General features: G+C 65.8%; 14 protein-coding genes. 7 read left to right on the top strand and 7 right to left on the bottom strand.

Annotated elements, in window-relative coordinates; genetic code table 11:
* Position 1: 1 nt before the first annotated feature.
* Together ACSFBL_RS21420 and map are read right to left on the bottom strand one after the other, a co-directional pair.
* Entirely contained in the window at positions 2-2587 is a 2586-nt protein-coding gene (locus ACSFBL_RS21420; protein WP_435517837.1) for a [protein-PII] uridylyltransferase, read from the bottom strand.
* Between the two features lie 29 nt (positions 2588-2616).
* A complete protein-coding gene (gene map / locus ACSFBL_RS21415) occupies positions 2617-3441 on the bottom strand; it encodes a type I methionyl aminopeptidase (RefSeq protein ID WP_435517836.1) in 825 nt (274 codons plus the stop codon).
* Between the two features lie 127 nt (positions 3442-3568).
* On the opposite strand from map, the gene purL reads away from it, so the two are divergent.
* On the top strand, positions 3569-7594 hold the full coding sequence (gene purL, locus ACSFBL_RS21410; RefSeq protein WP_435517835.1) for a phosphoribosylformylglycinamidine synthase: 4026 nt from the start codon (positions 3569-3571) through the stop codon (positions 7592-7594).
* A 148-nt stretch (positions 7595-7742) separates the two neighbouring features.
* On the opposite strand, the gene ACSFBL_RS21405 is transcribed toward purL, so the two are convergent.
* The 5 genes from ACSFBL_RS21405 to ACSFBL_RS21385 form a co-directional block, all read right to left on the bottom strand.
* Entirely contained in the window at positions 7743-8528 is a 786-nt protein-coding gene (locus ACSFBL_RS21405; protein ID WP_435517834.1) for a foldase protein PrsA, read from the bottom strand.
* Between the two features lie 113 nt (positions 8529-8641).
* Entirely contained in the window at positions 8642-8905 is a 264-nt protein-coding gene (locus tag ACSFBL_RS21400) for a BolA family protein (RefSeq protein ID WP_435517833.1), read from the bottom strand.
* Positions 8902-9441 carry a septation protein A gene (locus ACSFBL_RS21395; protein ID WP_435517832.1) on the bottom strand — a complete coding sequence of 180 codons (540 nt, stop codon included), beginning with the start codon at positions 9439-9441 and terminating at the stop codon, positions 8902-8904. The genes ACSFBL_RS21400 and ACSFBL_RS21395 overlap by 4 nt, the downstream gene beginning before the upstream one ends.
* On the bottom strand, positions 9438-9848 hold the full coding sequence (gene msrB / locus ACSFBL_RS21390) for a peptide-methionine (R)-S-oxide reductase MsrB (protein WP_435517831.1): 411 nt from the start codon (positions 9846-9848) through the stop codon (positions 9438-9440). Before msrB ends, ACSFBL_RS21395 begins: the two co-directional genes overlap by 4 nt.
* A complete protein-coding gene (locus ACSFBL_RS21385) occupies positions 9845-11326 on the bottom strand; it encodes a protein adenylyltransferase SelO (protein ID WP_435517830.1) in 1482 nt (493 codons plus the stop codon). The genes msrB and ACSFBL_RS21385 overlap by 4 nt, the downstream gene beginning before the upstream one ends.
* A gap of 101 nt (positions 11327-11427) precedes the next feature.
* On the opposite strand from ACSFBL_RS21385, the gene ACSFBL_RS21380 reads away from it, so the two are divergent.
* The 6 genes from ACSFBL_RS21380 to ACSFBL_RS21355 all read left to right on the top strand — a co-directional run bounded on the left by ACSFBL_RS21380 (position 11428) and on the right by ACSFBL_RS21355 (position 19370).
* The gene (locus ACSFBL_RS21380) at positions 11428-13104 is read left to right on the top strand and encodes a carboxylesterase/lipase family protein (RefSeq protein ID WP_435517829.1); all 1677 of its coding nucleotides are present in this window, start codon (positions 11428-11430) and stop codon (positions 13102-13104) included.
* Positions 13105-13226: 122 nt separating this feature from the next.
* Positions 13227-14870, top strand: a complete 1644-nt coding sequence (locus ACSFBL_RS21375) for a 3-(methylthio)propionyl-CoA ligase (protein ID WP_435517828.1) — start codon at positions 13227-13229, stop codon at positions 14868-14870.
* A gap of 163 nt (positions 14871-15033) precedes the next feature.
* Entirely contained in the window at positions 15034-16272 is a 1239-nt protein-coding gene (locus ACSFBL_RS21370; RefSeq protein WP_435517827.1) for a branched-chain amino acid ABC transporter substrate-binding protein, read from the top strand.
* Between the two features lie 81 nt (positions 16273-16353).
* The gene (locus ACSFBL_RS21365; protein WP_435517826.1) at positions 16354-17307 is read left to right on the top strand and encodes a branched-chain amino acid ABC transporter permease; all 954 of its coding nucleotides are present in this window, start codon (positions 16354-16356) and stop codon (positions 17305-17307) included.
* A gap of 3 nt (positions 17308-17310) precedes the next feature.
* Positions 17311-18606 (top strand): branched-chain amino acid ABC transporter permease, encoded by a 1296-nt coding sequence (locus tag ACSFBL_RS21360; RefSeq protein ID WP_435517825.1) that lies wholly within the window; start codon positions 17311-17313, stop codon positions 18604-18606.
* The gene (locus tag ACSFBL_RS21355) at positions 18603-19370 is read left to right on the top strand and encodes an ABC transporter ATP-binding protein (RefSeq protein ID WP_435517824.1); all 768 of its coding nucleotides are present in this window, start codon (positions 18603-18605) and stop codon (positions 19368-19370) included. The genes ACSFBL_RS21360 and ACSFBL_RS21355 overlap by 4 nt, the downstream gene beginning before the upstream one ends.
* The last annotated feature ends 108 nt before the right edge of the window (positions 19371-19478 follow it).

The raw sequence follows: 19478 nt of genomic DNA, 5'->3' as shown, positions 1-19478 counted from the left end.
CTCAGGCCGCCAGCGCGTCGAGCAGTTCCGTCTCGATGGCGAGTTGCGCGCGCTGCCCCTGCAGTTCCGGCCCGCTGATCAGGAACGTGTCCTCGACGCGCTCGCCCAGCGTCGTAATCTTGGCGAGCTGGAGGTTCAGATGGTGCCGCGCCAGCACGCGCGCCACCGAGTACAGCAGCCCTGCGCGGTCGCTCGCGGAGATGCTGAGCAGCCAGCGCTGCGCCTTCTCGTCGGGCAGCAGGCTGATGCGCGGCTTGATCGGAAAGCTCCGCACACGGCGCGACACGCGACCCTTGCTCGGTGGGGGTAGGGGCCCCGCTTCGCTCAGCGTCTTGGTCAGGCCGGCTTCGACCATGTTGATCAGGTCGCGGTAGTGCTCGGGGATGAAGGTGGTGACCACCTGGAAGGTATCCAGCGCGAAGCCGTTGCTCGTGGTGTGCACCTTCGCATCCAGGATGCTGAACGACGACTGGTCGAAGTAGCCGCAGATGCGCACGAACAGGTCGGGCTGGTCCGGCGTGTAGACCGCGACCTGCAGGCCTTCGCCGACCGGCGACAGCCGGGCCCGCACGAGCGGCGGCGTATGCGGGTCGATCGGCACGCCCGGATGCGGGACGTGGCGCGAGAGCTGCCTGGCATGCCATGCGATCTCGGACGCGTCGTGGCGCATGAAGTAGCCGACGTCGAGGGTCTCCCAGAGCGCCCGGTGCGAGTCCAGGGGCTCGGCGTGGAGCGCGAGCTGCACCAGGGCCTCGCGCTTGCGCGACTCGATCTCCGCGCCCGGATCGGGCATGCGGCCGCCGAAGGCGCGCAAGGTATAGCGGTAAAGGTCCTCGAGCAGCTTTCCCTTCCACGCGTTCCACACGCGCGGCGAGGTGCCCCGGATGTCGGCGATGGTGAGCAGGTAGAGGGCCGTCAGGTAGCGCTCGTTGCCGACGCGCCGGGCGAAGGCGCTGATGACTTCCGGATCGCCCAGGTCCTGCTTCTGCGCGACCTGGCTCATCACGAGGTGCTCGGAAACGAGGAACTCGATCAGCTTCGTGTCGTCGCGCGAAATCTCGTGCTGCCGGCAGAAGCGCCGCACGTCGCGCGCCCCGAGGGTCGAATGGTCGCCGCCGCGGCCCTTGGCGATGTCGTGGAACAGCGCGGCGATGTACAGGATCCACGGCTTGTCCCAGCCGGCCGCGAGCTGGGAGCAGAACGGATACTCGTGCGCATGTTCGGCGATGAAGAAGCGCCGCACATTGCGGACCACCATGAGAATGTGCTGGTCGACCGTGTAGACGTGGAACAGGTCGTGCTGCATCTGCCCCACGATGCTGCGGAACACGCGCAGGTAGCGCCCGAGCACCGACGTCTGGTTCATGAGCCGGAGCGCATGCGTGATCCCGCGCGGCTGCAGCAGCATGCGCATGAAGGTCACGTGGTTCTCGCGGTCGTTGCGGAACTTGCTGTCCATCACGTGGCGCGCGTTGTAGAGCGCGCGCAGCGTCCGGGCCGACAGGCCGTTGACGCCGATGGTCTTCTGGTAGAGCAGGAAAGTCTCGAGGATCGCGTGCGGATTCTTGATGTAGAGATCGTCGCTCGCGACTTCGATGAGCCCGCCCTTCTCGTAGAAGCGCTCGTTGATGGGCGTCGGCTCCTCGGCCTGCGGCTGCAGCCGGTCGGCGATGTTGAGCAGCAGGATCTGGTTGAGCTGCGTGACGGCCTTGGCCGCCCAGTAGTAGCGGCGCATCAGCGCCTCGCTCGCCTTGCGCTGCGATTCGCCGACATAGCCGAACGTGGCGGCCACGGCGGTCTGCAGGTCGAACACCAGCCGGTCCTCGCGTCGGTTGGCGGTCACGTGCAGGCGCGCGCGGATCAGGCTCAGCAGGGCCTCGTTGCGCTTGATCTGCTGGATCTCGAAGGTGGTGGCCAGGCCGTTCTTGGCGAGATCGTCCCAGCGGTTCCCGAAGCCGGCGGCCTTCGTCATCCAGAGGATGGTCTGGAGGTCGCGCAGGCCGCCCGGTGATTCCTTGCAGTTGGGTTCGAGCGCGTAGGGCGTGTTCTCGAACTTCTGGTGACGGTGCCGCATCTCCTGCGATTTGGCGGCGAAGAAGGCCTGCGGGTCGATGGCCGCGAGGAAGCTCTTGCGGAACGCGGCGTAGAGCTTCTTGTCGCCGACGATCAGGCGGGATTCGAGCAGCGAAGTCTGGACCGTCACGTCCTTGGCCGCCTCGGCCAGGCATTCCGAGACTGTGCGCACGCTCGATCCGATCTCCAGGCCGGCGTCCCAGCAATGGCCGATGAAGGCTTCGAGTCGGCTGGGTTCGATGTCGGTGCCATGGTCTTTGGGCAACAGCAGCAGGACGTCGACATCCGAATACGGGAAGAGCTCGCCCCGCCCGAAGCCGCCGACCGCGACCAGCGCGAGCTGGTTGCCAAAGCCGGCGTCCGCCCAGAGCGCGCTCAGCGTCTCGTCGGACAGGGCCGCGAGCTGGCGCAGCACCGTATGGACGCTGCGCGTGGGCGCACGCGCGCTGCGCAGCTGGTCGAACAGCGCCAGCTTGTGCGTGCGGTAGGCGTCACGCAACGATGGGATGTCCACCTCGAGCGCCCTGGGAGGCTGGCCCCGCGTCAAGACGCGGCGCTGACGAAAGCGGGGGGCGGCGGGCTGCCGGCCGACAGCGTGAGCACTTCGTAGCCCGTCTCGGTGACCAGCACGGTGTGCTCCCACTGCGCCGACAGCGAATGGTCGCGCGTCACGATGGTCCAGCCGTCGTACTGGCCACCCTTGGCGTCTTCCTTGATGTCCCGCTTGCCGGCGTTGATCATCGGCTCGATGGTGAAGGTCATGCCGGGCTTGAGTTCCTCGAGCGTCCCGGGCTTGCCGTAGTGCAGCACCTGCGGCTCTTCATGGAAGCCGCGGCCGATGCCGTGGCCGCAGAACTCGCGCACGACCGAGAAGCCGTTGCTTTCAGCAAAGCGCTGGATCGCGAAGCCGATGTCGCCCAGCCGGGCGCCCGGCTTGACCTTGACGATGCCGTGCCACATGGCGTCATAGGTGAAGCTGCACAGCCGCTTGGCCGCGATGGACGCGTCGCCGACGACGAACATCCGGCTGGTGTCGCCGTGCCAGCCGTCCTTGATGACCGTGATGTCGCAGTTGACGATGTCGCCCTTCTTGAGCGGCTTGTCGTTCGGGATGCCATGGCAGACGACATGGTTGACCGAGGTGCAGATCGACTTGGGGTAGGGCACCGTGCTGGCGCCCATGTAGTTCAGCGGGGCCGGGATGGCGCCCTGCACCTGCGTGATGTAGTCGTGGGCGAGCTTGTCGATTTCGTTCGTGGTCACGCCGGGCTTGATGTGGGGCGTGATGTAGTCCAGCACTTCGGAGGCGAGGCGGCATGCCACGCGCATGCCGGCCACGCCCTCGGCGTCTTTGTAGGTAATGCTCATGCCCGGAATTATCCCATCGAGGCCGCTAAAATTCAGGGTTAGCGCGGATGGCCCCAGTCAGCGGCTGCCGCCTCTTTCTCTTCATTCTCAACGCGGCCGAGCGGCCGATCCGACTGTGACGTTGCCCGTGAACCCGTCTTCCCATCCCGCACCCGTGGTGACTTTCTTCGAGGGCGGCAGCGCACTCAGCGAATTCAGGGCCCGGCAGCTCCTGCCCCGCCTTCAGGCGGTCGACCCGCGCATCGAGGGCCTGGCAGCCCGTTTCGTGCACTTGGTCGTCACCGAATCGGCGCTGGATGCGGCAGGGCGCGAGCGTTTCGCCGCGCTGCTGGGCTATGGCGAGCCTTTCGTGGCGCCGGGCAAGCCGGGCCCGACGATCGTCGTCACGCCGCGGCTGGGCACCGTGTCGCCCTGGGCCTCCAAGGCGACCGACATCGCTCACAACTGCGGCCTCGCGCTGCGCCGTGTGGAACGGGTCACCGAATACCATCTGACCCTGAAGGCGCCCCTGCTCGACAAGGCCCTGGGCAAGACCGCCACGCTGGATGGCGACAAGCTCGCCGCCATTGCCGACCTGCTGCATGACCGCATGACCGAGTCGGTCCTCGCCCAGCTCGACCAGGCCGCCAGCCTCTTCGCCGAACTCCCACCCCAGCCGATGGCGCAAGTCGACGTGCGGGGCGGCGGCCGCGCGGCGCTGGTCGAGGCCAACAAGAGTTTCGGCCTCGCGCTGGCCGAAGACGAGATCGACTACCTGGTCGACGCCTTTACCCGTCTCGGCCGCAACCCGAGCGACGTCGAACTCATGATGTTCGCGCAGGCCAACAGCGAGCACTGCCGCCACAAGATCTTCAACGCCGACTTCATCATCGACGGCCAGGCGCAGCCGCAGAGCCTGTTCTCGATGATCCGCCACACCGAGCGCCAGAGTCCGCAGCACACGGTCATCGCCTATGCCGACAACGCGTCGGTGATGGAAGGCACGGAGGTCGAACGCTTCGTAGCCGCGTCGGATTCGGGCAGCTACCGGAAGCAGGCCGCCCTGAGCCATGTGCTGATGAAGGTCGAGACGCACAACCATCCGACGGCGATCTCGCCTTTCCCCGGTGCGTCGACCGGCGCGGGCGGCGAGATCCGCGACGAAGGCGCCACCGGGCGCGGTTCCAAGCCGAAGGCGGGCCTGACCGGTTTCACGGTCTCGAAGCTCTGGCCGGAAGCGGGCAGCTACGGCAAGCCGGGCCACATCGCCAGCCCGCTGCAGATCATGACCGAGGGCCCCTTGGGCGGCGCCGCCTTCAACAACGAATTCGGCCGGCCCAACCTGCTGGGCTATTTCCGCGAATACGAGCAGGCGATCGGCAGCGACGGCGACACCGTGCAGCGCGGCTACCACAAGCCCATCATGATCGCAGGCGGCCTCGGAAGCATCGACGCCGGGCAGACGAAGAAGATCCAGTTTCCGGCCGGCGCCTTGCTGATCCAGCTCGGCGGTCCCGGCATGCGCATCGGCATGGGCGGCAGCGCCGCCAGCTCGATGGCGACCGGCGCCAACGCGGCGGAGCTCGACTTCGACTCCGTGCAACGAGGCAACCCCGAGATCGAACGTCGCGCGCAGGAGGTCATCAACCATTGCTGGCAGCAGGGCGACGCGAATCCGATCCTTGCCATCCATGACGTCGGCGCCGGCGGCCTGAGCAATGCCTTCCCGGAACTGACGAACGACGCGGGCCGCGGCGCGCGTTTCGACCTGCGCGCCGTTCCGCTCGAGGAATCGGGCATGGCGCCCAAGGAAATCTGGTGCAACGAAAGCCAGGAGCGCTACGTTCTCGCCATCGCGCCGGAATCGCTGGAACAGTTCCGCGCCTTCTGCGAGCGCGAGCGCTGCCCGTTCTCCGTCGTCGGTGTCGCGACCGAGGCGCGCCAGTTGCTCGTCGCCGACGAAGGCGCCGAGGCGCAGCCGGTCGACATGCCCATGGACGTGCTGCTGGGCAAGCCGCCCAAGATGCTGCGCGACGTGAAGTCCGTCGAGCGCCGCTTCAAGCCGCTGGACCTCACCGGCGTGGACCTGCAGAAGGCAGCGATCGACGTGCTGTCGCATCCGACGGTCGCGTCCAAGCGCTTCCTCATCACGATCGGCGACCGCACCGTGGGCGGGCTCAGCCACCGCGACCAGATGGTCGGCCCCTGGCAGGTGCCCGTGGCCGATTGCGCGGTGACGCTGGCCGACTACAAGGGCTTCGCTGGCGAGGCGATGAGCATGGGCGAACGCACGCCGCTGGCTGCCATCGACGCGCCGGCTTCCGGCCGCATGGCCGTGGGCGAGGCGATCACCAATTTGCTGGCCGCCCCCATCGAACTCTCGCGCGTCAAGCTGTCGGCCAACTGGATGGCCGCCTGCGGCGAGCCGGGCGAGGATGCGGCGCTGTACGAAACCGTCAAGGCGGTGGGCCTGGAACTGTGCCCGGCGCTCGGTATCTCGATCCCGGTCGGCAAGGATTCGCTGTCGATGCGCACGCAATGGCAGGACGGCGGCGAGCAGAAGAAGGTCACGTCGCCCGTCAGCCTGATCGTGAGCGCCTTCGCCACGCTGGCGGACGTGCGGAGCACGCTCACGCCGCAGCTCGATGCCAGCGAGGCCGACACGACGCTGGTGCTCATCGACCTCGGGCGCGGCAAGCACCGCATGGCGGGCAGCATCCTGGCGCAGACGCTGGAGCAGAGCGGCGACACCGTGCCTGATCTGGACGACCCGCAACAACTCGTCAATCTCGTCTCGGCGGTCAACGCACTGCGCGCAGAGGGCAAGATCCTCGCGATGCACGACCGCAGTGACGGCGGCCTTTTTGCCGCGGCGTGCGAGATGGCCTTCGCCGGACATGTCGGCGTGGCGCTCAATGTCGACCTGCTCGTCACCGAAGGCGACGGCATCAGCGACAGCCGCGCGGAATACGGCGATGCCAAGAACTGGGCCGGACAGGTCAGCGCCCGCCGCGAGGAACTCACGCTCAAGGCGCTCTTCAACGAGGAGCTCGGCATGCTGCTCCAGGTGCGGACCGCCGAGCGCAACGAGGTCATGCAGACCTTGCGCGCCCACGGCCTCAGCACCCACAGCCACTTCGTCGGCAAGACCCGTCCCGAAAGCTCGACCATGGACGCGGGCAAGGGCAAGGTCGAGGTGTGGCGCGATGCCAAGTCCGTCTTCAGCGCCAACCTGAGCGACCTGCACCAGGTCTGGGATTCGGTCAGCTGGAAGATCTGCCGCGAGCGCGACAACCCCGAATGCGCCGATGCAGAGCACGCAGCCGCTGGCGATCCGCAGGACCCTGGCGGGCACGTGCGCCTGGCGGATGGCGTTGCGGAGAACGTCGCAGCGCCTTTCCTGAACCTCGCGAGGCCCAAGGTCGCGATCCTGCGTGAGCAGGGCGTCAACTCGCACGTCGAGATGGCCTATGCCTTCACCGAAGCCGGCTTCGAGGCCTTCGACGTCCACATGACCGACCTCCAGACGGGCAGGGCGGACCTGGCCGACTTCAAGGGCGTGGTCGCCTGCGGCGGCTTCAGCTACGGCGACACGCTCGGCGCCGGCATCGGCTGGGCGCGCAGCATCACCTTCAATCCGAAGCTGGCGGACCAGTTCAAGGGCTTCTTCGGACGGACCGACACCTTCGGCCTCGGCGTATGCAACGGCTGCCAGATGTTCGCCGAACTGGCCGACATCATCCCCGGCGCCGAAGCCTGGCCGCGCTTCACGACCAACCAGAGCGAGCGTTTCGAGGCCCGGCTGTCGATGGTCGAAGTGCTCGATTCGCCCAGCCTGTTCTTCGCCGGCATGGCCGGTAGCCGGCTACCGATCGCAGTAGCGCATGGCGAGGGCTACGCCAACTTCAAGCACCGTGGCGACCCGGCCAAGGCGATCGCGGCGATGCGCTTCGTCGACAACCACGGACAGGCGACGGAGCGCTATCCCTTCAATCCGAACGGCAGCGCAGGCGGCCTCACCTCGGTGACCACCGCCGACGGCCGCTTCACCGCCCTGATGCCGCACCCCGAACGCGTGTTCCGCAACATCCAGATGAGCTGGACTTCAGGCGACAAGAGCGAATTCAGCCCGTGGATCCGTATCTGGCGCAATGCCAGAAAATGGGTCGGCTGAGCGCGCCGATTGAGCCATGAAAAAACGGCCCGAGGGCCGTTTTTTTCTTCGAGAAACACCGCGGGACCGGCTTCGCCGGGCCGCCGGTGTTGCCCCCGGCGAGGGGGTGGGCGGCTACACGAAGTGAGCCAACCTGGGGGAGTGCCAGTTATTCAACCTTGGCTTTGGCGCGAAGGTCTTCCTGGTACTTTTGCAACCGTTGCTGCTGCAACTGCTGCGTGATCTGCGGCTTCACTTCTTCCAGCTTCGGCAGTTGCGCCTGACGGATATCATCGACGCGGATGATGTGATAGCCGAACTGCGACTTGACCGGCGCAGCCGTGGTCTCACCCTTCTTGAGCTTGATCATCGCTTCCGAGAACTCGGGCACGAAGCTCGCGGGGGCGGCCCAGTCGAGGTCGCCGCCGTTCGCGCCCGATCCCGGGTCCTTGCTCTGCTTCTTGGCGATGTCCTCGAACTTCGCGCCCTTCTTCAGGTCGGCGAGGATCTTCTTGGCTTCGTCTTCGGTGGCGACCAGGATGTGGCGGGCCTTGAATTCCTTGCCGTTGTTGGCGGCGACGAACTTGTCGTACTCGGCCTGCACGTCGGCGTCCGAGACGGCGTTGGTCTTGCGGTAGTTGTCGAAGAGCTGGCGGATCAGGATGGCCTGGCGGGCGAGTTCGAGCTGGTTCTTGTAGTCGTCGGAGGCGTCCAGGCCTTGCTTGTGGGCTTCCTGCATGAAGACTTCACGCGCGATGATTTCCTCGCGCAGTTGGTCCTGCATTTCCGGCGTGACCGGCCGACCCGCGGCGGCGAGCTGCTGGGCCAGCACGTCCATGCGTGCCTTCGGCACCGGCTTGCCGTTGACGATGGCCGCGTTCTGCGCAAGGGCAGCGATGGGCAGGGCGCCAACGAGTACGGCGGCCGCGAAGGCCTGCAAGATCTGTTTCTTCATAGGGGGAGCCTCGGTCCTTGAGGAGAAAACGCGCAGTGTTTGAAGTAAGCGCTTGAATGAAAGTGGGGGAGTTTTTCGCCGCACGGAGCGGGCGGGAGGGGATCGAAGCCGCTTCAAAGCGTCTCGATGGCAATCGCGTGAAGACCCTGTGCGATGAAAAGTTGCAGCGCATCATACACAAGCCGATGGCGCGCCACGCGGGGCTTGCCGGCGAACAGCGGGGAAGCGATGCGCACCCTGAAGTGGGTACCGTAGCCCTCCGCATTCGCGCCGGCGTGGCCGGCATGCGAGGCGCTTTCGTCGATCACTTCGAGCACCGTGGGTTGCAGCGCTTCGCGGAGGCGCGCCTCGAGATCGCTGGTGGTGGGGAGGCTCATGCCGTGGGCTTGTCCGACTTGAGATGCGGCGAGATATAGAGTCCCTGCGCAACCAGGAAGACGATCGGGAAGACGTAACCCCACAGCTTGAAGTTGACCCATGCCTCGGTGCTGAAATAGGCGGCCACGTAGCCGTTGATCCCGGCCATGAAGAGGCAGTACGCGATCCACGCCACGTTGAGGCGGTTCCAGATCTGCGTCGGCAGTTCGAGCTGCGCGCCCAGCAGCATCTTGAGGAAGTTCTTCCTGAAACCCCAGAGCGCGACCGCCAGCGCCAGTGCCATGGCGCCGTAGAGCACCGTCGGCTTCCACTTGATGAAGCGATCGTCGTGCAGGGCCAGCGTGAGCGTTCCGAACAGCAGGATCAGCACCAGCGTGGCCTTCTGCATCGGCAGCAGCTTGCGCTCGGTGAACCAGATGATCGCCATCTGCACGACCGTCCCGGCCATCAGCACCGCGGTCGCGGTGTAGATGTCGTAGAGCTTGAACGCGCCGAAGAACAGCAGGATCGGAAAGAAGTCGAGGATGAGTTTCATTTTTTCTGGAATTCCAGGGAGGCGGAATTCATGCAGTAGCGCAGCCCCGTTTCGGTCGGACCGTCCGGAAAGACATGGCCGAGGTGGGCACCGCAGTTCGCGCAGACATTTTCGGTGCGGACCATGCCATGCGAGCGGTCGACGATGTTGCGAATGGCACCCGGCACGGCTTCCTGCGAGAAGCTCGGCCATCCGCAGCCGGCGTCGAACTTGGTCGCCGACTCGAACAGCTTCGCGCCGCAGCAGATGCAATGGTAGGTGCCGTCTTCCCAGTGGGCTTCGTACTTGCCGGTGAAGGGGCGCTCGGTGGCGGCGTGGCGGGTGACCTCGAAGGCGCCGCGTTCGGCGCCTTTCTCGGCCAGGAGGGCCTTCCATTCGGCGTCGGTCTTCTGGATCGGTGAAGTCATGATGAACAGCTGATCTCGATCGTGGAGGCCCAGTCGGGCGGGAAACCGGCGTAGTCGTCGTGCCCGGGGTGCTCCTCGAAGGGCGTTTCGAGCAGCGCGAGCAAGCTGGACACGCCGGAAAAGTCCTTCTGCTGCGCCGCTTCGATCGCTTGTTGACCCAGGTGGTTCCGCAGCACGAACTTGGGATTGGTCTTGAGCATCAGGTCCGCCGCCCGTGCTGCCGGGGTTTGCGCGCGGCGTTCCGAAAACGATTGCAGCCAGGCATCGAAGGCCGGGCGGTCGATGAACAGGTCGCGCACCGCATCCGGATTGTCGCCCGCCACGTGCCCGGAAAGGCGGCGCCAGAAGATCGTGTAGTCGACCTTTTCCTGCGCAAGCAGCTTGAGCGCGCCTTCGATCAGCACCCGGTCGGATTCCGCCGAATCAACTAGCCCGAGCTTGGCGCGCATGCGGGCCTCGAATTCATTGGGGAAGACGGTCTTGTACGACTCCAGCGCCGCCACCGCGACTTCCTGGTCGCCGATCAGCGGCAGCAGCGCCTGCGCCAGGCAGAACAGGTTCCAGTACGCGACATTGGGCTGCTGGTTGTAGGCATAGCGGCCGGACGTGTCGCTGTGGTTGCAGATGTGGCGCGGGTCGAATCCGTCGAGGAACTGGAACGGTCCGTAGTCGATGGTGAGCCCGAGGATGCTCATGTTGTCGGTGTTCATCACCCCATGGCAGAACCCGACGGCCTGCCACCGGGCGAGCAGCGCCGCGGTGCGCTCGCTCACCGCTTCGAGCAGGGCGGCATAGGCGTTGCCATTGAAGCGTTCCGTCGTGCGGCAGGCGGGGTAGTAGCGGTCGATCACGTAGTCCGCCAGGGCGCGGAGTTCGTCGTCGCGCCCGTTGGCCGCGAAGTGTTCGAAATGCCCGAAGCGGATGAAGCTGGGCGATACGCGCGTGACGACGGCAGCGGTTTCGAGCGTCTCGCGTCGCACCCTGGCGTCGGACCCGGTCACGCACAGTGCGCGCGTGGTCGGGATGCCCAGTCCGTGCATTGCCTCGCTGCACAGGAATTCCCGGATGCTGGACCGCAGCACCGCGCGCCCGTCGCCCATGCGGGAGTAGGGCGTCAGGCCGCTGCCCTTGAGCTGGATTTCCAGCCCGCCGGCCGTTTCGCCCAGCAGGATGGCCCGGCCGTCGCCGAGCTGGCCGGCCCAGACGCCGAACTGGTGGCCGCTGTAAACGCTGGCCAGCGGCCGCGTTCCCACGATCGGCACGTTGCCGGTGAAGGCGGCCAGCCCTTCGGCCGAATGGAGCAAACCCTCGTCCAGGCCGAGTTCGCGCGCCACCGCGGTGCTGCGCCCGACCCAATAGGGATCCGGCAAGGGGCGCGGGGTGATCTCGGTGAAGAATCCGGGACCCAACGCTGAAAACCCCGGGGTCCAGCCCAGGCCCAGGTCGACCACTTCCGCTTCGTCTGCAAGCATGCTCATGGGCTCGATTGTCCCGCACGGGACCCGACCCCTTGCCGCGGAGGCCATCCCGGTGAAAACGGCGGTCGCGGAGCGCCGGTTTGGTGCTACCGTGCGCCTCCATGACAGCCAGCGCCGGACCCCTGGATTCCCTCCCTGCGACATCGACGTCTCGCCCGACCCTGCGAACCACCGCGCAGGGCCAGGTGGAGGGCGTCGACGATTCGGCCCGCTCGGGCACCTGGTGGTGGAAGGGCATTCCCTTCGCCCGGCCGCCGGTCGGCGAACTCCGCTGGCGTGCGCCGGTCGTGCCGGAGCCATGGACGGGCATCCGGGACGCCAGCCAGTTCGGCCAACCTTGCATCCAGAACGGCCGCCTGTTCGGCCCCGGTGCCAACAACACCTACGACGCGACGATCGGCAGCACGCTGAATATGCCGGTCGGCAGCGAGGACTGCCTCACGCTCAACATCTGGCGCCCGGCCACCGGGGATTCGAAGCTGCCGGTGATGTTCTTCGTCCACGGCGGCAGCAACATCTCGGGCTACACCGCCGATCCGATCTACGACGGCGCCAACCTGGCGAGGAAGGCCAACGCGGTGGTCGTCACCGCGAACTACCGCCTCGGCGTGCTCGGCTTCATGCGTCTTCCTCAACTGCGCACCGGCGGCGAGGAAGGCGGCGATTCCGGCAACTTCGCGCTGCTCGACATCCTCGCGACCCTGCGCTACATCCAGGACAACATCGCCAGCTTCGGCGGCGACCCGGGTAACGTCACATTGACGGGACAGTCGGCGGGCGCCATCAACGTGCTCGCCGTGATGACTTCCCCGTTGTCGACAGGCCTCTTTCACAAGGCCATGCCGCTGAGCGGCGGCATCTCGATGGCCAGCAACCTGCCCCCCGGCAGCCTGCCCACGCTGATACCGGCCGACGCCTATCTCGCGCAGGGCCAGGCCTTGCTGCTGAACCTGCTGGTCGCCGACGGCAAGGCCGCGGACCTGGAGGCCGCCGCCACGTATGCGGCCACCCAGACCGACGCCCAGATCGCCGACTACCTGCGATCCAAGGATGCCGGAACCATCCTTTCCACGGTGCTCGCAAAGCGACTGACCGTCTCCGGCCCGATTCCGGACGGCACCGTCGTGCCCGCGGACCCGATCGCCGCCATCACCGAAGGCCGGTACGCCCGGGTGCCCATGCTGGTGGGCGTCACCCGGGACGAAGGCAAGCTCTTCGCGCCTTTCCTCTCGCTCTTCGGCGGCAAACCGGGCTTCAAGATCGACGACGCGAAGCGCTTCACCTTGATGCACGACTTCAATCCCGAGGCGCCCACCACGCTGACCCCGGCCGACATCATCGACCCGGCCTACCTGCCCGTGACGACGCCGGAAACGGGTTACGACGCGATGACCGCGCGCATCACCGACAGCTTCATGATGGCCAGCCGGGACAACCTGCTCGGGGCCTTGAAGACGCATCAGTCCGACCTCTGGCACTACGAATTCGACTGGGCGCAGGCACCCGCGCCATGGGACGAGGTCTACGGCGCGGCGCATGCCTTCGACCTGGCCTTCCTGTTCGGCAATTTCGGTCCTTCGCTCTTCTCCCGCGTGCTCTACAGCGAAGCCAACCGGCCCGGCCGCGTGGCCTTGTCGGACGCGATGATCGCGAGCGTCGCCGCCTTCCTGCACACGGGCGATCCGAACACCGGCGCGCTGGGCACGACCTGGGCGCCCTGGCCGGCAAAGCTCAGCTTCGACGCCACCCTCGACGCCGCTCGCATCTCGGTGCGCTAGCGACGCTGACACCCCCTGGGAATCCGCGCACTGCGGGTTTCTGTCATTGTGTGACGCACCGCAGTTGAGCGAACCTCACGGTCGTCAGAATTTCCGATGCCCATTTCAAGAAGGAGCCATAGATGCTGGGTTTGATGCAGGACCAACCGCTGCTGATCTCGTCGCTGATCGAGTTCGCCGAGCGCCATCACGGCGACGCCGAGATCGTGTCGCGCCGGGTCGAAGGCGACATCCACCGCTCGACGTGGCGGCAGATCGCCGCGCGGTCGCGCCAGGTTGCCAACGCGCTGGACGACGAGCAGCTGCTGTTCAGCGATCGCATCGCCACCCTGGCCTGGAACGGGTACCGCCATCTCGAGCTCTACTACGGCGTCAGCGGATCGGGCCGCGTCCTGCACACCATCAATCCGCGCCTGCACCCCGACCAGATCGCCTGGATCGCCAACCACGCCGAAGACCAGATCCTGTGCTTCGACCTGACCTTCCTGCCGCTGGTGCAGGCGGTACATGCCAAGTGCCCGACGGTCAAGAAGTGGATCGCCCTGTGCGATGCGGACAAGCTGCCGGCCGACAGCGGCATTCCGAATCTCGTGAGCTACGAGGCCTGGATGGGCCAGCGCTCGACCGAGTACGACTGGCCGAGCTTCGACGAGAACTCCGCGTCGAGCATGTGCTACACGAGCGGCACCACGGGCAACCCCAAGGCCGCCCTCTACAGCCATCGTTCGACCTTGCTCCACGCCTACGCGGCCGCGCTGCCGGACGTGATGATGCTGTCGGCACGCGACTCGGTGCTGCCGGTGGTCCCGATGTTCCACGTCAACGCCTGGGGCATCCCGTACTCGGCAGCGCTGGTCGGCGCCAAGCTGGTTTTTCCCGGCCCGGCGCTCGACGGCAAGTCCGTGTACGACCTCCTCGAATCCGAGAAAGTCAGCTTCGCGGCGGGCGTGCCGACGGTCTGGCAGATGCTGCTGGGCCACCTGCAGGCCAACGGCCTCCGCTTCTCGACGCTCAAGCGCACGGTGATCGGCGGCTCCGCCTGCCCGCCGGCCATGATCAATGCCTTCCAGCAGCAGTACGGCGTGGAAGTCCTGCATGCCTGGGGCATGACCGAGATGTCGCCGCTGGGCACGCTCTGCACCCTCAAGAACAAGCACCTCGAGATGACGCCGGAGCAGCAGACCGCCATCCGCATGAAGCAGGGGCGCGCGATCTTCGGCGTGGACATGAAGATCGTCGACGGCGACGGCAAGGACGTGCCCTGGGACGGCAAGGCCTACGGCGACCTGCTGGTCAAGGGGCCCTGGGTCGTCAAGGAATATTTCAAGGGGGAGGGCGGCGATCCGCTGATCCCGGACGAACAGGGGCGCGGCTGGTTCCCCACCGGCGACGTGGCGACCATCGACGCCGACGGCTTCCTGCAGATCACCGACCGCAGCAAGGACGTGATCAAGTCCGGCGGCGAGTGGATCAGTTCGATCGACATCGAGAACATTGCGGTGGCGCATCCTGCCATCGCGATGGCGGCGTGCATCGGCGTGGCGCACCCCAAGTGGGACGAGCGGCCGATCGTCGCGGTCGTGAAGAAGCCCGGCTCCGAAGTGTCGCGCGATGAATTGCTCGCGTTCTACCAGGGCAAGACGGCCAAGTGGCAGATCCCGGACGACGTGGTTTTCGTCGATGCAATCCCCCTCGGCGCCACGGGGAAGATCCTCAAGACCAAGCTGCGCGAGGTGCTGCGCGACTACAAGTTGCCGGGCATCTGAAGAGACGAATCCTACCGTCGGGTAGCACGGGCGGCGTGCACTCTGTCGCATGGGTGATAGAAACCGGCTCCACGGCCGATTTCTTACGGGCATTCCCTGACGGGCGAGGTTCCAAAGGCTTGTAACCTCGCCTCGCACTGACAGCATGACCAGGAGACACCGAATGAAATTCGCTCTGAAAATCGCAACCGCCGCCGTCCTCGTCGCCACCGCCACCGGCGCGCTGGCCCAGAAGGGTGAAACCGTGAAGATCGCCTGGCTCGATCCGCTGTCGGGCCTGATGGCCGCGGTCGGAACGAACCAGCTCAAGACCTACCAGTTCCTGGCCGAGGAGTTCAACAAGAAGAACGTCGCCGGTGTCAAGTTCGAGATCATCGGCATCGACAACAAGCTCAGCCCGCAGGAAACCACGAGCGCATTGCGCTCGGCGCAGGACCAGGGCGCGCGCTACGTGTTCCAGGGCAATGGCTCGGGCGCGGCGCTGGCGATCATCGACGCGCTGGAGAAGAACAATGCCCGCAACCCGGGCAAGGAAATGCTGTACATCAACTACGCTGCGGTCGACCCCGACCTGACCAACAGCAAGTGCAGCTACTGGCACTTCCGCCTCGATGCGGATACGTCGATGAAGATGGAAGCGCTGACCACCTTCATGAAGGACCAGCCCGACATCAAGAAGGTCTACATCATCGGCCAGAACTACTCGCACGGCGTGCAGGTCGCCAAATACGCCAAGGAGAACCTGGCGCGCAAGCGGCCTGACGTGCAGATCGTCGGCGAAGACCTCCACCCGCTGGCACAGGTGCGCGACTTCGCGCCGTACATTGCCAAGATCAAGGCCTCGGGCGCGGACACGGTCATCACCGGCAACTGGGGTTCCGACCTGACGCTGCTGATCAAGGCCGCCAACGACGCCGGTCTCAACAACGTCAAGTTCTACACCTACTACGGCAGCGTCAGCGGCACACCGACGGCCATGGGCGCGGCTTCCGCCGGCAAGGTGTACCAGGTGGCCTATGGCCACGCCAACATGGGCGGCGAGATCGAGCGCCTGGGCACCGCCTTCACCAAGAAGTTCAAGGAAGACCTCTACACGCAGTCGGCCTACACGGCGCTGACGATGCTGAGCGAAGCCTTCGTCAAGGCCAAGTCGACCGATCCGGTCAAGGTGGCCGCCGCGCTGGAAGGCATGCGCTTCAAGAGCTTCAATGGCGACGTCGAGATGCGCAAGGCTGACCACCAGCTGCAGCAAGGCCTCTACGTTGCCAAGTGGGAGAAGGCGGGCGGCAAGTACCCGATCGACGCCGAAGGAACGGGCTACACCTTCGTGCCGGTGAAGTACTACGAGCCCTACGTGGCCAGCACGCCCACGACGTGCGAGATGAAGCGGCCGAGCCCCTGATTCCCCGGCGGGGAGTTGACCGGTCGAGGCCCGACTTCAAAACTCGGGCCTTTTTCTTTTCCTACGTGACCTCAAGGACCGATGAACGTCGAATTCTTCGTCATCTCGCTGCTCAACGGCGTCAGCTACGGCTTGCTGTTGTTCATGCTGAGCTCTGGCCTGACGCTGATCTTCAGCATGATGGGTGTGCTCAACTTCGCGCACACCAGCTTCTACATGCTCGGGGCCTACGTGGCCTACACGCTCTCCGGCATCATCGGCTTCTGGCCGGCATTGTTCATCGCGCCGCTGCTGGTGGGCGCGTTGGGCGCGGCCTTCGAGCGCTACAGCCTGCGACGCGTGCACAAGTTCGGGCATGTGCCTGAACTGCTGGTGACCTTCGGCCTGTCCTTCCTCATCCTCGAAGTGGTGCAGCTGGTGTGGGGCCGCTCCACGGTGCCCTATGGGCTTCCGACGCAGTTGCAGGGTCCGCTCTTCACGCTGTTCGGCACGCAGTTTCCCAAATCGCGTTCGTTCATCATGCTGGTCGCGCTGCTGATGCTGCTGTCGGTCTGGTTGCTGCTCACGCGTACGCGCATCGGGTTGGTCATCCAGGCGGCGCTCAAGCATCCGGAGATGGTCGAGGCGCTGGGCCACAACGTGCCGCGCGTTTTCATGCTGGTGTTCGGCGGTGGTGCGGCGCTCGCCGGACTGGCCGGCGTGGTGGGCGGCAACACCTACGTCACCGAGCCGGCGATGGCGGCATCGGTCGGTTCGATCATCTTCGTGGTGGTTGTCGTGGGTGGCCTCGGCTCGCTCGCGGGGGCCTTCCTCGCGTCGCTGTTGATCGGGATCATCCAGACCTTCGCGGTGGCGATGGACCAATCCATGGCCACCGGACTGCGGGCGATGGGCATGGCTGTGACGGAGAGCACGTTTGGCTATCCCTTGCTCAACCTCACGATCTCGCAGGTGGCGCCGATCCTTCCTTACCTGTTCCTGGTTCTCATCCTGATCTTCAGGCCGAAGGGTCTGCTCGGGACGCGGGAAGACTGATTCATGACCACGCAGTACTACCGCATCAAGCCCAGGAACCACGGGCGCTATTTCATCTGGTCATTGTTCGCGATTGCGCTGATCGTCGCGCCGCTGATCTTCAAGACCAGCCTCGCGCTGACGATGCTCTCGCAGATGGGCTACCTCATCATCATCTGCCTGAGCTACAACATCCTGCTCGGGCAGGGTGGCATGCTGAGCTTCGGCCACGCGGTCTACACCGGCCTCGGTTCCTTCATCGCCATCCACGCGATGAACCTGGCAGGCAAGGGCGGCTGGCCGATCCCGCTGGTGCTGATCCCGGTCGTGGGCGGCCTGGCCGGCATGTTCTTCGCGATCCTGCTGGGTTTCGTCACGACCAAGAAATCGGGCACCACCTTCGCGATGATCACGCTGGGCATCGGCGAACTGGTGGCATCGATGGCGCTGATGTTCCCCGGCTTCTTCGGCGGCGAGGGCGGCGTGACCACCGACCGCGTCTACGGCAACCCCTTCTTCGGCATCACCTTCGGGCCGCAGATCCAGGTCTATTACCTGATCGCCGTGTACTGCTTCGTCTGCACCGCACTGATGTACGCCTTCACCGGCACGCCGCTGGGCCGCATCCTGAACGCGGTGCGCGACAACCCGGAGCGCGTGGAATTCATCGGCTACAACACGCAACGCGTGCGCTACTTCGCTTTCATCATCGCGGGCTTCTTCGCGGGCATCGGCGGCGGCCTGGCGGCGATCAACTTCGAGATCGTCAACGCGGCGGACAGCCTCAACGCCATCCGCTCGGGCGGCTACCTGCTCTTCACCTTCCTCGGTGGCGCGGTGTTCTTCTTCGGCCCGATCATCGGCGCGGTGCTGCTGGTGTTCGCGTCGGTGCTGCTGTCGGAGCTCTCCAAGGCCTGGCAGCTCTACTTCGGCCTGGTGTTCGTGTTCATGGTGATGTTCGCGCCCGGCGGCATCGCGAGCCTGATCATGATGAACCTGCGCGTCGCGAAGTTCGGCAAGTTCAACCGCCTCTGGAAGCTCTACATCGGCATCCTGCTGGCGCTGATTCCGGTGGTGATCGGCGCCGCCGCCCTCATCGAGATGATCTATCACATCCAGCTCAATTCGGCCCTGGGTCCTGAACTCAACTTCTTCGGCGTGGCGCTCGATACCTCCGGCTTTTCGAGCTGGGCCGGCGCGGTGGTCATTCTGATTGCCGGTCTCGCCGTGCTCGAAGTCGTGCGACGCCGCTTCGTGCGCGTCTGGGGACACGCGCAGGAAGAGATCGAGGCCGAGATCAAGCGGAGGGAACTCGCATGACCCACGCACTTGAACTCAAGGGCCTTCGGAAGAACTTCGGCAAGACCGAGATCATCCGCGGGGTCGATCTCGCGGTCGAGGCCGGTGACCGCATCGCGATCATCGGACCGAACGGCGCCGGCAAGTCGACGCTGTTCAACCTGATCAGCGGACGGCTCGCGCCCACCAGCGGCGAGGTGCTGCTCAACGGCGAGCGGATCGACGGCAAGAAGCCCTTCGAGATCAACCGCCTCGGACTGTCGCGCAGCTTCCAGATCACCAACATCTTCCCGAAGCTCAGCGTCTTCGAGAACCTGCGCTGCGGCGTGCTGTGGAGCCTGGGCTATCGCTACACCTTCCTGCGCTTCCTGTCGAGGCTCGACGACGCCAACGAGCGAACCGAGGAACTCGTCCGGCAGGTCGGCCTCGAGAAGAAGCGCGACGTGCTGGCGGTCAACCTCACCTATGCCGAGCAGCGCGCGCTGGAAATCGGCGTGACCATCGCCGGAGGCGCCAGCGTGATCCTGCTCGACGAGCCGACGGCCGGCATGAGCAAGACCGAGACGGCGCACTTCATCGCGCTGATCAAGCACGTGACCGTCGGCAAGACGCTGCTGACGGTGGAGCACGACATGGGCGTGGTGTTCGGCCTAGCCGACAAGATTGCGGTCGTGGTCTACGGCGAAGTCATCGCCTTCGACACGCCCGCCGCCGTGCGCGCCAATGCGCGCGTGCAGGAAGCCTATCTGGGTTCGTCGGTCGCCGACGCACAGGCTGGACACTAGGATGAAGCTCACCCCCAGCCTCGCCCACTTCGTGTGGCTCGGGCACCCCCTCTCCGGGGGCAACCCCGGCGGCCCGGCAAAGCCGGCTCCGCGGGATTCCTGGCCCGC

The organism is Variovorax glacialis, from assembly GCF_051216375.1.
Taxonomy (GTDB): Bacteria; Pseudomonadota; Gammaproteobacteria; order Burkholderiales; family Burkholderiaceae_C; genus Variovorax.
This window is presented reverse-complemented; position numbering and strand designations above follow the sequence as displayed.